Here is a 16,798-nt window from a genome sequence, read left to right on the forward strand (position 1 = left end):
TACAAGGGCGCCGAAGCGCCTCTATAAACGACGGCAGATCGCTGAGATAACGTTCTCCCGAGTCGGTGACCCGGCCCGGGAGCGCTGCGGGGACGCCGGCCGGGACGGGCCGGCTCCCCGGTTCTCCTCCCCATCCCGTGTACGGCCGCACATGGGATCTCACCAGGCACGTCGCCGGTCGTACAGCCGCCAGGACGCCCGTTGACGCCGGTCGCGCGACAGTTTCCCGACAACGCTGTCAGGGCTGCCCGCGTCCCGGCACCGGGGAGATCCGATGTACCGCCGTCGCAGCCATGGCGGCAGCCATGGAGAGAGGCAGTGAGTACGAGATGAGGCGCACAGCGCCGGCGCGACGCACCCTGGGCGCGGCCACGGCCGCCACCATGGTCGCCGCCGCCCTCACCACCGTCGTGACCACCGCCGTGGCCCGGCCCGCGGCAGCCGACCCGATCACCGCGAACCAGGGCCTGGCCACGGTCGCCAAGTACCAGGGGGTGTGGACCTCGCCCCCCACCCACCTGACCGGCGGCGACACCACCGACGCGCCCATGATGGGCAACGGCGACGTCGGGGTCGCCGTCGGCGGCACCATCGCCAACCAGACCTTCTACCTCGGCAAGAACGACTTCTGGTCCGCCACCAGCCATGCCATCCGGCCGCTCGGCCGCATCGTGGTGTCGGCCGCGGGCCTGACCGGCTCCTCGTACAACGTGGTCCAGGACATCGGCCACGCCGAGGTCCGCGGCACCTACACCCTCGGTGGCCAGACCCTGACCACCACCAGTTGGGTGGACGCCAACACCGACATGTTCGTCACCAGCTTCTCCCTCACCGGGGGCAGCGCCCAGTCCATCGGCATCACCCTGCAGAACGGGTCCGGCGGCACCCCCACCGTGTCCACCTCCGACCACGACCTGGACGCCGACGTGGTCGCCGACGCCGGCGGCAGCGGCGACCCCCGGGCCCGGATCGCCGCCCGCACCATCGGCCAGAGCCAGACGGTCGCCGGCAACAAGATCACCCTGACCATGCAGCCGAACACCACCTCCACCCTGGTCGCCGGCATCGTCAGCAGCGGCGACTCGGGCTCCTGGCAGTCGGCCGCCGACAGCATGGTCGACACCCTCACCCAGCAGAACGTCGCCGACCACAACGCCTCCCACCGCAGTTGGTGGAACGGCTACTGGTCCCAGTCCTACGTGCAGATCCCCGACGCGGACGTGGAGAAGAGCTGGTACGGCTCGCTCTACCTGCTCGGCAGCGTCTCCCGCACCGGCAAGTACGCACCGGGCCTGTGGGGCAACTGGATCACCGGCGCCATGAACTGGAACGGTGACTATCACACCAACTACAACTACGAGGCGCCCTTCTACGCCGCGCTGACCACCAACCACATCGCGCAGATGGACGCCTACGACCAGCCGGTGCTGGACTGGACGATCCGCGGCCAGCAACTCGCGCAGCAGAACGGCTTCTCGGGCGTCCTCTACACCGTGGGCATCTCGCCCGGCGGCACCAGCGCCGACACCAGCCTGCACAACCAGAAGTCCAACGCGGCCAACCTCGCCTCGGACATGGTGATGCGCTGGGAGCAGACCCGCGACACCACCTACGCGGCCAAGGTCTACCCGTACCTGAAGCAGGTCGGCCTGTTCTGGCAGAACTACCTCACCAAAGACGCCTCGGGCACGTACACCATCACCAACGACGCGCCCCAGGAGGACAACGCCTACCCGCAGACCAACTCCACCCTCTCGCTCGGCCTGGTGCACCTGCTGATGCAGGGCCTGGTGGACATGTCCACCGCCCTCGGCCAGGACGCCGGCACCCGCGCCACCTGGCAGGACATCGACGCCCACCTCGCCGCGCTGCCCACCATGAGTCGCAACGGCCAGACCGTCTTCCGGGAGACCTCCACCGGTGCGGACTTCGTCAACGACGGCAACGACATCGACATCCAGGCGGTCTACCCCAGCGGTCAGGTCGGCCTGGACAGCGCCGCCACCCTCCAGCAGACCGCCCGCAACACCGTCGACCAGCTCACCGCCGCCTGGCACGGCGGCAACGCGCCCGCCACCTTCTACGCCGCCGCGGCCCGGGTCGGCTACAACGCCGCGACCGTCCTGGCCAACCTGCGCACCGAGGCGACCGCGAACAGCTACCCCAACATGGCGATCCACCACAGCGGCGGCGGCATCGAGAACATCAACGTCACCACCTCCGGCCTGGACGAGATGCTGCTCCAGTCCTTCCAGCACGACATCAAGGTGTTCCCGGACTGGCCGAGCGGCACCAACGCCAAGTACGGCGACCTGCTGGCCGACGGCGGCTTTCTGATCTCCAGCAGCCTGGCCGGCAACTCCGTGCAGTACGTGCGCGCGGTCAGCCAGAAGGGCGGCACGCTCACCCTCACCAACCCCTGGCCCGGCAGCGCCCCGCAGGTCTACCGCAACGGCGCCGCGGCCGGCACCGCCTCCGGCAGCCGGATCACCCTGTCCACCTCCGCCGGGGAGACGATCACCCTCGCCCCGCCCGGCACCTCCTACGCCACCGTGCAGACCGAACTCGCCCAGCCCCTCCAGACGAGCGGCACCGGCGCGACCAGCTCGTCCTTCGCCAGCGGCCTGGAGAGCGGTGACCCGCAGCCGGCCTGGCTGGACACGGTGGACACCGCCGGGGGCAACGTCTCCGGCGTCACCGGCATCACCTCCGGCGCGGCCGGCCCCGAGACCAGCCCCCGCAGCGGCGAGCAGGCGCACACCGGGACCACCGCCCTGATGTACTCCGGCAGCGCTTCGGGCACCTCCCCGCACGCCTACCTCAAGGTCTTCGACCTCAGCGGCGCCCCGCTGGCCATCGGCACCGCGAAGACCCTGGGCTACTGGATCTTCCCGCAGTCCAACGCGACCACCCCTTGGGTGCTGGCCGGTTCCACCGAGAGCGAGTGCGTGGCCGTGGACATGGTCTTCACCGACGGCTCCACCCTGCGCGACTCAGGCGCCACCGACCAGAACGGCAACGGGATCCACCCCGCCCAGCAGTGCGGCCGGCTGACCCTCGACACCTGGAACCACGTCACCGTGAACCTCGCCGCCCACGACGCCAACAAGCAGATCGACCGCATCCTCGTCGGCTACGACCACCCCGGCGGCAGCGGCGGCTACCGCGGCTACGTGGACGACCTGACCGTCAACTGACCCCTTTCCGCCCGCCCTTCGGCCCATCCCGGGGGCCGACCCGAACCGCCCCCGCCGTCCGCACACGGCGGGGGCACCCTCCGTACCGCCGTCGACCCATCACCGGAGGTGCCGCGCCCGTGCAGCGCGTCCAGGCCGTCATGCGCGACGGCACCGTACTGACCGCCGACGTCCACCGCCCGCCGTCCGGCAGCGGCCCCTGGCCGGTGCTGCTGGCCCGCGGTCCCTACGGCAGCCGGGACCCCGGCGTGCTCGCCGCCCTCGACCCCGAGGGCGCGGCCCGGCGCGGCTTCCTGACCGTGGTCCAGGACGTACGGGGCCGCTTCGGCTCCGGCGGCATCTGGGAGCCGCTGGTCAACGAACGGGACGACGGCCACGAATCCGTACGCTGGGCCGCCGGCCTGCCCGGCTCCGACGGACGGGTGGCGATGTACGGGCCCAGCTACCTCGGGCACGCCCAGTGGGCCGCGCTCACCGCCGGGCCGCCCGAACTCGTCGCCGTGATGCCGGAGTTCACCTGGGCCGATCCCTGCGACGGACTGGTGGCCCGCGGCGGTGTGCCCGAACTCGGCCTGGTCGCCCAGTGGACGCTGGGCCTGGCCGGCCTCGACCGGGACCGCGACGCCCTGCCGGCCACCGGGTGGCGGTCCCCGGCGCTCGCCGGGCTGCCCGTGCCCGGCCGGAGCGGTGGGCCGGACCTGCCGCACGCCCTGCCCGCCGGGAGCGGCCGACCCGCGGCCACCCTCACCGTCGCCGGCTGGTACGACGCCTTCCTCCAGGGCAGCCTCGACAATCACGTCCGGGCCCGGGAACTCGGCGGCCCGGCAACGTTGATCGTCGGCCCCTGGACGCACGGCGACCGGGCCACCGCGCTGCCCTTCGGCGCCGCCGACCTGCGCACCGCCGAACTCCACTGGCTGCACGCGGTCCTGGCCGGCCGCACGCCCCCGGGTCCCGCCGTCCGCGTCCATCTCACCGGCACCGGCCAGTGGCGCTCGTACGCCGCCTGGCCCCCGCCGTCCGTCCCGCTGACCCTGCACCTGCGCGGCGACGGGACGCTCAGCCGCACGCCCCCGCCGCACGCGGAGGCCTGGCGTACCTTCCCGTACCGCCCCGCCGACCCTGTGCCCACCCTCGGCGGCGCTCTGCTGCTCACCGACGACCACCCGGCCGGCCCCGCCGATCAGCGCCCCCTGGAGGACCGCGCCGACCTGCTGGTGTGGACCGGCGCGCCGCTGGACCGCCCCCTCACCGTCGTCGGCCGGGTCACCGCACTCCTGACCGCGCACTCTTCCGCCGACCCCGCCGACTGGGTCGTCCGGCTCACCGACGTTGCACCCGACGGCACCTCGCGCCTGGTGACCGACGGCATCACCCGCACCGCCGCCCCCGGCGGCACCGTGCCGGTCGACCTGTGGTCCACCGGCCACGTCTTCCGCCCCGGCCACCGCCTGCGGGTCCACGTCACCGCCAGCAGCTTCCCCCGCTGGTCCCCGCTCCCGACTCCGTCCGACCGCCGAGTCGCGCCCGCCTCACGGCTGATGCTGCCCGTGGTCCCCGAGCCGTAGCGCCCGGGCACCGGTACGGGGCAGGCCGGGGCGGGGAGTGGCGCTGGCGGGCGCGGCAGGCGGCGGGCCGGCTGCCGAGGGGCTGAACGTCCCTCCGGCCCCGCCGCTTTCACGGCGCCGGCCCCTGTCGGCCGAGGCCGGTTCGGCGCCGCCGGTCCGCGTCGTTGTGGTCGACCGCCGTCGCGGCGAGGGCGGGGGCGGGAGCGCCCCGGGGCCCCTGCTCCAGAAGAGGCGGAAAGGCTGGGCGTTCTCCCGAAAGCCGCCGCAGGCCGGGGCATTTCTGTTATGCGGGCCTCCTCCGGGCGGTCTCCGGAGCATGAGGCACGCTCCGACACGCAAGCGGCACCGGGTGCGGCCGTCCCGGGGCCGGTACGCGGTCCTGGTGGCGGCGGTGATAGCGGTGGCGACCATCTCCTGGCTGGTCCAGCCGTCGGGCTCGACCGGGCATCCGGCGGCCGACGCGCGGCCGTCGGCTCCGGCGACGGCGACCACCGGTACCGCCGCACCGAGTCCGGACGGCTCCGCCACCCGTCCCGCTCCGACCACGTCAGCCCCCACCACCCGGCCCCCGACGACCCGCCCGGCGGCCACGAGGACCCCCGCGAAGGGCCCGCACAAGAAGCCCACCCCGGCCGCCCCCGCGACCACCCGGCCGCCGGCCGGTGCCGCCGTGCCGCCCGCCCCCGCGGGCCGGCGCACCATCACCCTGGTCAACCGCACCTCCCAGACCGTCTGGGCGGTGGTCACCAACACCAGCGCCGCCTACCCGGGCGGGCGCCGGCTCCAGCCCGGGCAGAGCACGTCGCTGACCGTGGCCGACAACTGGGGCGGGCGGATCTGGGGCCGCACCGGTTGCGCCGGGGACGCCGGCGGCCACTGCCTGACCGGTGACTGCACCACCACCTGCGGCGGCCCCACCACCCCCACCACACTCGGCGAGTTCACCTTCAACGCCTTCGACGGCATGGACTTCTACGACGTCAGCATGGTCGACGGCAGCAACCTGCCGATGTGGATCAACATCGCGCACACCACGACCGCCGACCCGCTCACCTCCGCCGGCTGCTATCGCGGCACATGCACCTCGCCGGTGAACTGCCCGTCCGCCATGCAGGCGAAGAACGGCGGCAGCGTGATCGGCTGCATGCCGCCCTGCGCCGCCTTCGGCGGGGACACCTACTGCTGCCGCGGCTCCTGGGCCGGCCGGGAGAACTGCGTGCCGTCCAAGTGGCCGGTCGACTACACGCAGGTCTTCAAGCGCGCCGAACCGTACGCCTACTCCTACGCCTTCGACGACTCGGCGACCATGTCCTGCAAGGGCGCCTGCTACTACCGGATCACCTTCGGCACGACCTGACGACCTCCGACGGGCTCCGGCCCGCCCGACCGTGCCCCCGGCCGCGACCCCGCGCCGGGGGCACCGTCATGTCGCGGTCATGTCGCGGCCCGCGAGCGGCGCCTTGTGCGATGCCGTGTGTGATGCCTCGTGTGATGCCTCGTGCACGGGTCTTTACGGGGCCGACACAGATGGTCTAGAAACGACAATCGTCCGATGTTAGTTCCGCCCCAGCCCCTCTTATCCCCCCAGTCGATGAGCCCTGCCCAATCAGCGGGCTGATTCATCGGATCACCACACAGTGTCGTGTCGAGTCAGCCCCTGGAGGGCACCGTGCAATTGAACTCCCGTCACCGACGCGTGCCCAGACGGCGCGCCCTCGCCCTGTGGTCGGCGGCGCTGACCGCGCTGGCCGGCATGGTGCTGGCCGAGCCGGGCGCCGCCCACGCGGTGGACGGCCCGACCACGGCCTGGCGCGACGGCGCCTTCCAGGTCGACCCGGCCGGCGTGGTCAGCCGCTCCGACCTGGTGCTCGGTGCCCCCAACGTCAACCCCACCGGCTCGGTGCCGCTCGGCAACGGCTCGCTGGGCGTGGCCGCCTGGGCGGCCGGCGGCTTCACCGCCCAGCTCAACCGCTCCGACACCATGCCGGACCGCAAGTCCCCGGGCCAGCTCACCATCCCCGGCCTGTCGGTGATCTCGCACGCCGCGGACTTCTCCGGAAAGCTGGACCTGACCGACGGGGTGCTGCGCGAGTCCGGCGGCGGCATGACCATGAAGGCCTGGGTGGCATCCGACAAGGACGAGCTGGTCGTCGACGTCACCGGCGCCGACCCCAAGGTGCCGCAGACCGCCTCCATCAACCTGTGGTCCGGCCGCAAGCCCACCGCCGCCGCCTCCGGCGCGCTCGGCACCCTCGCCGAGACCTGGACCGACAACAGCCCGCAGATCCCCAGCGGCAAGACCTTCGGCTCGATGGCCGCGATCACCGCCGGCGGCCGCCAGGTGACCGCTTCCGTGGCGAGCCCCACGCAGGTCAAGGTGAACTTCACCCCGCGCGCCGACGGCAGCTTCCGCGTCGTCGTGGCCAGCCCCGGCTGGACCGGCGGTGACGCGGCGCTGACCGCGACCGACCTGATCGGCGGGGACGCCCACGCCGCCGAGCGCGCCCTGATGAACCGTCAGGATCGCTGGTGGAACCGGTACTGGACGCACAGCGGCCTGGTCGAGATGAACTCCGCCGACGGCAGCGCCGCCTACATCGAGAACCTGCGCACGCTGTACCTCTACGAAGAGGCGGCGTCGATGAAGCAGGGCATCTACCCCGGCAGCCAGGCCGGCGAGGCCGACATGTTCGCCTGGGCCAAGGACCAGCAGACCTGGCAGCCCTCGGCGTACTGGCTGTGGAACCTGCGCACCCAGATCTCGGCCAACATGAGCAGCGGCAACTACGCCCTGAACACGCCGATCTTCGACATGTACGCCGACGACCTGCCGCAACTGGAGGCGTGGACCAAGCAGATGATGGGTGGCCTGCCCGGCACCTGCCTGCCCGAGACCATGCGCTTCAACGGCAACGGCGGCGACACCACCCCCGGCGCCAACGCCTCGTGCAGCGAGCCCGGCGCCCCCAACTGGAACGCCCTTGACATCTCCAGCGGTCCCGAGGTCGCGCTCTACATGTGGGAGCAGTACCAGGCCACCGGTGACAAGGCCATGCTCGCGAAGTACTTCCCGTTCATGAAGTCCACCACGGTCTTCCAGCTCGCGTACCAGACCGTCGGCCCCGACGGCCTGCTGCACGCCAACGCCAACGCGCACGAGACCCAGTGGTCGGTGCAGGACCCGACCACCGACATCGCGGTGGACCACACCCTGTTCCCGATCATCGAGCAGGCCGCGCACGTCCTGGGCACCGACACCACCACCGACAAGGACCTGGTGGCGCAGGTGCGCAAGGCCGCCACCGAGATCCCGCCCTACCCGCGGACCGACCAGGCCACCCGCACCCAGCTGCTCAACCCGCACTACACGCAGGCCGAGACCGACGCGGCCGACGCCACCGGCACCGACATGATCGCCATCTCGTACGAGCCGGCCGCCGCGCGCCGCAACGGCGAGAACATCGAACTCGAGCCGCTGTGGCCGTGGAACACCATCAGTGACCAGGACCAGAACCTGTTCGCCCTGGAGCAGCGCTCGTACGCCCACCGGCCCAACAAGGGCGGCAACGACTGGTCGATGGACGCCATCGACGCGGCCCGGCTGGAGAACCCGGCCGAGGTGCGGGCGGACCTGATCTCGATCACCGAAGGCCACCAGGTCTACCCCAACGGCTTCGCCGACCTCGGCAACAGCGTCGGCTTCCAGCCGTACATCGAGCAGGAGTCCGGCGCCGCGACCGCCGTCAACGAGGCGCTGGCGCAGGACTACGACGGCATCATCCGCTTCGCCCCGGCCTGGCCCGCCGACTGGGACGTCAGCGGCAGCGTCTACCTCCAGCACGGCACCAAGGCCGACGTGCAGGTGCAGGGCGGCACTCTGGTCACCGCCGCGATCGAGGCCGGCACCACCGGCACCCTGAAGGTGAAGAACCCGTGGCCCGGCGGCCGTACCGAGGTCGTGGACGGCGCCACCGGACACGTCGTCACCGCCGCGAGCGGCGCCGCGATCCTGGACGTGCCCGCCAAGGCCCACCGCTCCTACCTGGTCCAGCGGGCCGACGCCCCCACCACCGGGCTGTCCTTCGCCCAGGTCACCGGCACCCCGGCGGCCGCGGCCAAGCACCTCGGCGGGGTCAAGCTCGGCCTGGACGCCGGCACCACCAGCGGCACCGCCACCGTCGGCACCGTACTGGCCGGCACCGACCAGTCCTTCGGCCTGACCCGGCTCGACGACCCGTCCTCGCCCGGCGCGACCACCACGCCCGGTGACGTCGCCGGCCGCACCGCCCGTACCACCGGCACCGCCCCGGCCGGCAGCGACATGTACTTCGACGTCGCCAACGACACCGCGGCCACCGGCACGTACACCGGCACGCTGCACGTTTCGTACTACGACTCGGGCACCGACCCGATCGCCGTCCAGGTCGACGCCGGGTCCGCCGACCGCTACCACCAGGCCGGCACCATCGCCCGTACCGGCACGGACATCTGGAAGAGCGCCGACATCGCGATCGACACCGCCTGGTTCGGCGGGCTCCAGGCGCAGGGCGCCGACCTGCGGCTGCACTCGGCCTCGCCGTTCAGCGTGCACAGCACGGCGCTGACCGTCAGCGGCGTGTGGGTGCCGAACCAGAAGTCCTTCCCGCCCGCCCCGGCCATCACCACCCCGCGCTCGGGCGGCACCGCCAAGCTCGCCTCCTCGGTCATCGGCACCACCGTCCCGAACGGCGTGGTGACCGTCCACAAGGGCACCACGACGCTGTGCACCGGTACCGCCGACGACTCCGGGGCGTGGAACTGCGCGCCGGCCGGCGGGTTCACCCCCGGCCAGCAGGCGATCACCGCGACCGTGGCCGACCCCAGCGGCGTGGCCAGCGACGCCTCGGCGTCGGTCTCCTTCGACGCCTCCGACCTGCCGCCGGGCACCGCGCTGGTCGGCGCCGTGGTCGGGCCGGACAACCACGCCTACGGCATGAGCGAGGACGAGCGGCCCTCCGGCGGCTTCGACGGCCCGACCACCGCCTCGGTGATCGACGGCCTGACCGCCCGCACCAGCACCCAGAGCAACATCTACTTCGACATCGACGACTCCATCGCGCACGCCGGCTTCTACTCGGCGACCTGGACCATCTCCTACTACGACACCGGCAACGGCTCCTTCGCCGTGCACTACGACAACGGCAGCTCCGACCCGTACAAGTCCACCCAGTCCATCCCGCTGACCAACACCAACACCTGGAAGACCGCCACGGTGACCGCTTCCGACGCCTACTTCGGCGGACAGGAGCACTCCGGCGCGGACTTCCGGCTGCGCAACGGCGGCGGCCAGGTGACGGTGCACAGCGTGGTGGTGAAGGTCTCCGGTGACGGCGTCGCCAACACCACCCGGTTCGCCCCGCCGGTGACGATCACCACGCCGCAGGCCGGCGCCACGGTGAGCGCCACCCCGACGGTGACCGGCACCGCGGAACCCGACGCCAAGGTGACGGTCACCGCGGAGGGCGCGGCCGTGTGCACCGCGACCGCCGCCGACGACGGCACGTTCACCTGCACCGCCGGCGCCCCACTGGCGGCCGGGGCGCACACCCTGACCGCCCAGGCGCAGGACGTGACCAACACGCCCGCACCGCAGGCCACCGTTCAGGTGACGGTGCAGTAACGGCACCCGCCCGCCACCCGACCGCGACGGCCGGGGCCCCCGCACCAGCCGCGGGGTCCCGGCCGTCGCACATGGTGCGGCATGGCACGCGGTACGTCGTACGGCGGCCGGTAGGGGGCCGGGGACGCGCCTGGTACGTGCCCGGACACGCGTCGCCCGTACGGCCGGTGGTACGTAGCGCCGAACGGTCCGGGATGCGGCCGTCCGGGGGGCTGGCTACCCTCGAACCGGCGGCCCGATCGGCCGACCGGCGCGGCGGACTTCACTGCCGGCCGGGCCGGGGCCGCGGTGCATGCACATTGGGGGATCAATCGCCGACACCCGTCACAACCCGGCACGGGAAGGACGATCGACATGAGGATCCCGCACACTCGCATGGCTGTGGCACTCGCCGCGACGGCCGCGGCGGTACCGCTGAGCCTGGGAGCGTTCGCTCCGCAGGCCCAGGCGCAGCCGTCGCCGACCCCTACGGGAACCGCACCCACCGGCACCGCGAGTCCCACGACATCGATTCCGACGACTGCGAGTCCTACAGCCGTGAGTCCCACGGCCACGACTCCCACGCCTACGGCCACCACGGCAACTCCCACGGCGTCGCCGACCGCCCCCGGTACGCCGAGCCCGACGACGACGAGTCCGACCACGAGTCCGACGACCACGAGTCCGACCAGTCCGACGACGAGCCCGACGACCAGCCCGTCCCCGACCAGGACCACTCCTGTCGGAGTGTTCGGTCCGCAGTGCTCCTCGCTGCCGCGCAGCGGAGCGGGCAGCCTGGCCACCATGGCCAGGAACAGGGTGGTGGCCGCTTCGACCGGCAACCCGCTGCTCACCCAGTTCGTGTCCGCGGTGAACCGGGCGAACCTGGCCAGCACGCTCAACAACGCGCATGGCATCACGGTGTTCGCGCCGACCAACGCCGCCTTCCAGAAACTGGGCACGACCCAGCTCAACTCGCTGCTGAACAACCCGACGCAGCTCAAGAAGGTGCTGCAGTTCCACGTGGTGAATCAGCGCATCACCCCGGCCGAGCTGCCGAACGGCTCCTTCGTCACCCGTGAGGGCTCCAGGATCACCACGTCCGGTTCCGGGACCACGTTCACGGTCAACGGCACCGCGAACATCGTCTGCGGCAACATCCGGACCGTCAACGCCACCGTCTACCTGATCGACTCCGTGCTGATGCCGCCGAGCTGACCCGCCGGTGTCCACGCCGCACGATCGCGGGAGGGCCGCCGCACCGCACCAGGCGCGGCGGCCCTCCCGCGTGCTCCCTCCGTACCGCCGTTCGTACCCCTGAATCGCCCGAACGGGTGAAACACGCCATGTGCCCGGATCGATAGGCTTGGTGACGATATCGACGCCGGGGGAGCGGGACGAGGGGGTACGCGATGGTGGTCCGGTCCGCGGCGGCGGCGCAGGAGCAGGAGCCGCCCGTCGTCTTCGACGCGCCCTTCACCGACCCGGCCGCCTGGGCGGTGGGCCGCACCTCCGCCTATCCGGAGGACGGCCGCAACCCCGCCGACAACAAGCTCGACCAGATCGGCCCCGCCTACGGCCCCACCGCCGACGGCGTCTTCCACGCCCGCCGGGCGCCGGCCGGCCTGTGGTACACCGACCTGGTCTCCACCGAGTACGCCCCCGGCGGCTTCGAGCTGCTGCCGGGCGACGAAGTGAGCGCCACCTGCACGGTGTTCGCCACCCGCGGCGCCTGGCCCGCGCTGTGGACCTGGGGCCGGGACACCGCCCCCGGCCGGCCGCAGCCCGGCCACGGCGAGGTCGACCTGTTCGAGTACCACCCCACCAACCCGCGACTGCTGGAGTTGTCCAACCACGTCCGCGCGGCCGGTTTCGCGGCCGATGACACCGTCACCCCGGGCGTGCCCTTCCGGCTCCGGGTGGTGCTCGGCGAGGCGAACGTGTCCTGGTCCGTGGACGGCACCGAGGTGTTCGCCGACGGCCGCGGCGTGGGCCCGCACTGGCGGGCCTGGCCGGTGGTCAACATCAGTGTCGCGGCGGGCCGCTGGGGCCATCTGCCGCCGGAGCCCGGCGTGGACGAACTGCACTGGCAGTGCACCGGCCTGGAGGTCCGCCGGCCGGCGGCCCTGGGGCGGGGGAGCGGATGACCGGCCGGTCAGGGGCGCGGCTGCGCCGCGAGCACCGTCCCCTGGGCCGCCGCGCACAGTTCTTCCGTACCGTCGTCGCCGATCACGTACAGGTCGCAGCGGCAGGTGGCCTGGCGGCGGCCGGCCTGCAGCACCTCGGCACGCGCGAACAGGGTCCGGCCGGCCGCGGGCCGCAGATAGTGGATGGTCATGCCGGTGGTGAGGACGCCCGGGCCGAGCACGGAACCGCCGGCGAAGGTCAGCGCGTTGTCGGCGGCGTAGGACAGCACCCCGCCGTGCACGAAGCCGTTCTGCTGGGCGAACTCCTCCCGGACCGGGATCTCCAGCACCGCCCGGCCCTCGCCGAACACGGTGAGGCGCGCGCCCAGCAGGCGGCTGAAGGGCTGCGCGTCCAGTGTCCTGCGGGCGAATTCCAGGGCTTCCGGGTCGGGGGGCGGCACACCGTCGGTCACGGTCGGTCAGCCTAGCGGCACAGGTCGGCCGGGCGGTACTTCCGTCTTGCCTCCGGCGTTGCCGGGGGCGGCGCGGGGGGGGCGTGTTCGGCGAGGCGGCGCGCGGGATGTCAGGATGGGCCCATGGACAATGTGTATTTCGACATCGCCATCGACGGTGCCCCGGCCGGGCGGATCGTCTTCCGCCTGTTCGACGACGTGGTGCCGAAGACGGCGCAGAACTTCCGGGAGCTGGCCACCGGCCAGCACGGCTTCGGTTACGAGGGTTCGGCCTTCCACCGGGTCATCCCGGACTTCATGCTGCAGGGCGGCGACTTCACCAGCGGTGACGGCCGCGGCGGCAAGAGCATCTACGGCAACAAGTTCCCGGACGAGAACTTCCAGCTCAAGCACGACCGCCCGTTCCTGCTGTCGATGGCCAACGCCGGGCCGAACACCAACGGCTCGCAGTTCTTCGTCACCACCGTGGTGACGAGCTGGCTGGACGGCAAGCACGTGGTCTTCGGCGAGGTCGTCGAGGGCGAGGACCTGGTCAAGCTCATCGAGAGCAAGGGGTCGCGCAGCGGCGCCCCCAGCGCCAAGGTCGTCATCTCGGCCTCCGGCACCGTGCCCGCCTGACCTCTGCCCGAACCTCTGCTGACGATCGTCCGACACGTACCACCGGCGCGGCGGCCGTCCACCCCTGATCCGATGGCCGACAAGGCCCGGAGGATCCGCGGGGCCCGAAAGGGTCCGCAAGGGGCGGGCGGCCGCCGCTGCCGCGTCACGGGCAGGAGACCGAACCGCCGGGCCTACGCGTCGCCCGGCTCCTCGCGTTCCTGCCCCCGCCGTTCCGCCGCAGGCTCTTCGTACCGGTGGGCCGAGGACCGGTGCAGGGCGTGGTGGGCGGTGGCGATGCGCAGGTTCAGCCGCAGTTCCTCGGTGTCCAGCGTCTCCTGGACCCGGCGCAGCACCGAGTCGTCGATCAGGCGCTCGTCGCGCAGGCCCACCAGAGCCGTGCGCTTGACCACCAGCAGGGCCTGGCGCAACTCGTGCTCGGCGTGCTGGACCGGCCCCTCGTGGTGCTCCAGTTCCGCGGCGTGCTCCCGCAGCTCCCCGGCCAGCCGGTCGACCACCTCGTCCGGCGCGCCCAGCGACCGGCCGAGCGCCGGCAGCTCCGCCAGGGCGCTGTCCACCACCCGCTGCCGGGCCAGCAGCTCCTCGCCGTGCTCGTCCGGGTCGGGCGGCAGCCGGGCCCAGCGGATCACCGCGGGCAGCGTCTGGCCCTGGAACACCAGGGTCGCCGCGATCACCATGCCGGTGACGAAGACGATCACGTCCCGCCCGGCCAGCGGCGAGCCGTCCCGGGCCACCGCGGGCACCGCCAGCGCCGCGGCGAGCGACACCGCACCGCGCACCCCGCCCCAGGCCATCGGCGCCCGCTGCCGGGCCCCGACCCGCCGGGCCCGCTGCTGCGGGCGGCGGTCCAGCGCCCGGATCAGGTACGGGGTGGTGTAGATGTAGGCCACCCGGGTGAGCAGCACCGTGCCGAACACGGCCGCGGCCAGCGCCACCGCCCGGCCGCCCGCCATCGACCGCAGGTCCTGCACCGCGCCCGGCAACTGAATGCCGACCAGGACGAACAGGGCCCCGTTGAGCAGCAGGATCGCCAGCTCCCAGAAGGCCATGGTCTGCACCCGGGCGTCGGCGTGGATCAGCAGCGGGCTCGCCCAGCTGATCATCAGCCCGCACACCACCACCGCCAGCACCCCGGAGACATCCGCCCGCTCGGCCGGCAGGTACGCCGCGAACGGGGTGAGCAGGCTCAGCCCGGTGCCCAGCACCGGATCGTCCAGGTGCCGCCGGATCAGGATCACCAGTCCCGCGATCCCGGCGCCGATCGCGGCGCCACCGGCGTACCCGACCACGAAGCGCCACAGCGTGAAGCCCCAGGAGAAGGAGTGCCGGCCCACCGCGATGTCCACCGCCACCGCGAAGAGCACCAGCGCGGTGCCGTCGTTGACCAGGCTCTCGGCCTTCATCGTGGTGAGCATCCGGCGCGGCATGCCGCGGGCGACACTCGCCACCGCGGTCGCGTCGGTCGGCGCCAGCACCGCGCCCAGCGCGAACGCCATCGGCCCGGCCATGCCCAGCGCCTGCGCGGTGGTCCCGACGGTCAGCGCGGTGACGATCACCAGGGCCACCGACAGCAGCACGATCACCCGCAGGTTCTGCCGGATCTGGCGCAGCGAGATGGTCAGCGCCTCCGCGTAGAGCAGCGGCGGCAGGAAGATCAGCAGCACCACGTCCGAGGGCACGTGCAGTGAGTGGAAGTGCGGGATCAGTCCGATCAGCACCCCGCCGACCAGCAGCAGGACCGGCTCGCTCACCCGGATCCGGCGGGCCGCCCAGGTCAGGGCCAGCACGGTGCCGAGCACCACAACGACGATTTCCAGCGCCCTCACCGGGACAATCTCCCATCTCGGCGACGTCCGGGCACCTGTCGGGCGCCTCCGCCGGGCGGAATTCTGTCAGCCGGCGCCGGGACCGGCCGGGCCGGCGGGTGAATCGGCCGTTTCGGGCGGCGGCGGCAGGTACAGGTGGGCCAGGTCCGCCGGCACCGGCGAGGTGGGCCGGAAGAACGGTGCCGAGGTGTCCGCGGCGGCGGCCGGCGCGTCGGTCAAGCGCATCCGCTCGCGCAGCCGGCCGTAGAAGTCGGGTCGTTGGAGCCGGACCAGCCGCAGCGGGCGCGGCGCGGCGAACACGCCGATCCAGTCGCCGGGGTCCAGCACCCCGCGGAGTTGCCCGTCCACACTGATCGCGGCCCGCCCGGAGTGCGGCAGGATGCGCAGCGCGACCGGCTCGTCCGCACCGGTCACCACCGAGCGGTTGAAGGTCATGTGCGGCGCGACCGGGGTGAACACCAGCGCCCGCATCCGCGGCGAGAGCACCGGCCCGCCGGCCGCGAAGCTGTACGCGGTCGAGCCGGTCGGGGTGGCCACCACCACCCCGTCGGCGGAGTACGAGGCCAGCAGCCGCCCGGCGATGTACACGCCGAGGGCGACCTGGCGGTCGCGGGCCAGTTTCTCCACCACGATGTCGTTGAGCGCGGTCACGTCCAGCGCCACGCCCCACCCGTCGCCCTCGGTGGTCTCCGGCCTGACCTGCGGCGGCGGCAGCGCGGGCCCGCGCCCGTAGCGCAGCAGCGCCTCCATGTCGGCCGGCAGTTCCGGCGTGCGCGAGGCGCGCATGGTCAGCGTCATCCGCTCCTCGCAGGCCGCACGGCCCGCGTGCACCGCGTCGAGGGCCCGCTCCACGTCCGGGACGCAGATCTCGGTCAGGAAGCCGACCCGGCCCACGTCCACGCCGAGCACCTGGATGTCCTTCTTGGCCGCGATCCGCGCGCCGCGCAGGAAGGTGCCGTCGCCGCCGAGCGTGACGATCAGGTCCAGCGGGCCCGCGGCGGCCATCTCGGCCTGGCCGCTTCGCCGCGGTTCCTGCTGCTCCCACACGTCGATCGGCGTGCAGCCGATCGAGTTGCGGGCGCACCACTCCCGTACCGTACGTGCGCCCTCCACGGCCGCCGCACGGCCTTCGTGCACGACAAGTCCCAGTCGGGTGAGCGGCATGTGCACCACCCTACGCGCCCGGGCCGTGACGCGCGCCCGCGCACGTGACCGGCGCACGCGATCGGCGGACGTGATCCGGCGGGGTGCCGCGCGGGGCGCGCCACCCCGCGGTAGCGGCCGGTCAGAGGGCATGATCGACTGGAAGCAGGGAACACGACAGGCACGTAGTGCGGGCGGCCGGGGAGCCG

10 protein-coding genes are annotated in these 16,798 nt (G+C 72.8%); 7 read left to right on the forward strand and 3 right to left on the reverse strand.

Annotated elements, in window-relative coordinates; genetic code table 11:
* Positions 1–329 precede the first annotated feature (329 nt).
* The 6 genes from ITX44_RS02925 (at position 330) to ITX44_RS02950 (ending at position 12,550) form a co-directional block, all read left to right on the forward strand.
* Positions 330–3,197, forward strand: a complete 2,868-nt coding sequence (locus ITX44_RS02925; protein ID WP_205355335.1) for a glycosyl hydrolase family 95 catalytic domain-containing protein — start codon at positions 330–332, stop codon at positions 3,195–3,197.
* Positions 3,198–3,316: 119 nt separating this feature from the next.
* Complete coding sequence (locus ITX44_RS02930) at positions 3,317–4,765, forward strand: CocE/NonD family hydrolase (RefSeq protein ID WP_307795053.1); 1,449 nt, start codon at positions 3,317–3,319, stop codon at positions 4,763–4,765.
* Positions 4,766–5,147: 382 nt separating this feature from the next.
* The gene (locus ITX44_RS02935) at positions 5,148–6,122 is read left to right on the forward strand and encodes a thaumatin family protein (protein WP_307795054.1); all 975 of its coding nucleotides are present in this window, start codon (positions 5,148–5,150) and stop codon (positions 6,120–6,122) included.
* Positions 6,123–6,461: 339 nt separating this feature from the next.
* Positions 6,462–10,424 (forward strand): Ig-like domain-containing protein, encoded by a 3,963-nt coding sequence (locus ITX44_RS42530; protein ID WP_205355337.1) that lies wholly within the window; start codon positions 6,462–6,464, stop codon positions 10,422–10,424.
* 783 nt (positions 10,425–11,207) lie between these two features.
* Positions 11,208–11,621 (forward strand): fasciclin domain-containing protein, encoded by a 414-nt coding sequence (locus ITX44_RS02945; protein WP_205355338.1) that lies wholly within the window; start codon positions 11,208–11,210, stop codon positions 11,619–11,621.
* Positions 11,622–11,815: 194 nt separating this feature from the next.
* The gene (locus tag ITX44_RS02950; RefSeq protein WP_236059741.1) at positions 11,816–12,550 is read left to right on the forward strand and encodes a LamG domain-containing protein; all 735 of its coding nucleotides are present in this window, start codon (positions 11,816–11,818) and stop codon (positions 12,548–12,550) included.
* 8 nt (positions 12,551–12,558) lie between these two features.
* Here ITX44_RS02950 and ITX44_RS02955 read toward each other — a convergent pair whose 3' ends face one another.
* Positions 12,559–13,002: a PaaI family thioesterase gene (locus tag ITX44_RS02955; RefSeq protein ID WP_307795055.1), complete on the reverse strand. Its 444-nt coding sequence runs from the start codon at positions 13,000–13,002 to the stop codon at positions 12,559–12,561.
* A 123-nt stretch (positions 13,003–13,125) separates the two neighbouring features.
* Between ITX44_RS02955 and ITX44_RS02960 the strand changes: the two genes are divergently transcribed.
* The gene (locus ITX44_RS02960) at positions 13,126–13,620 is read left to right on the forward strand and encodes a peptidylprolyl isomerase (RefSeq protein WP_205355339.1); all 495 of its coding nucleotides are present in this window, start codon (positions 13,126–13,128) and stop codon (positions 13,618–13,620) included.
* A gap of 173 nt (positions 13,621–13,793) precedes the next feature.
* Here ITX44_RS02960 and ITX44_RS02965 read toward each other — a convergent pair whose 3' ends face one another.
* Together ITX44_RS02965 and ITX44_RS02970 are read right to left on the reverse strand one after the other, a co-directional pair.
* Positions 13,794–15,446: a Na+/H+ antiporter gene (locus tag ITX44_RS02965; RefSeq protein WP_205355340.1), complete on the reverse strand. Its 1,653-nt coding sequence runs from the start codon at positions 15,444–15,446 to the stop codon at positions 13,794–13,796.
* Between the two features lie 66 nt (positions 15,447–15,512).
* Positions 15,513–16,610, reverse strand: a complete 1,098-nt coding sequence (locus ITX44_RS02970) for an NAD(+)/NADH kinase (RefSeq protein ID WP_205355341.1) — start codon at positions 16,608–16,610, stop codon at positions 15,513–15,515.
* Positions 16,611–16,798 lie beyond the last annotated feature (188 nt).

The organism is Actinacidiphila acididurans (assembly GCF_016918855.1).
GTDB lineage: Bacteria > Actinomycetota > Actinomycetes > Streptomycetales > Streptomycetaceae > Actinacidiphila > Actinacidiphila acididurans.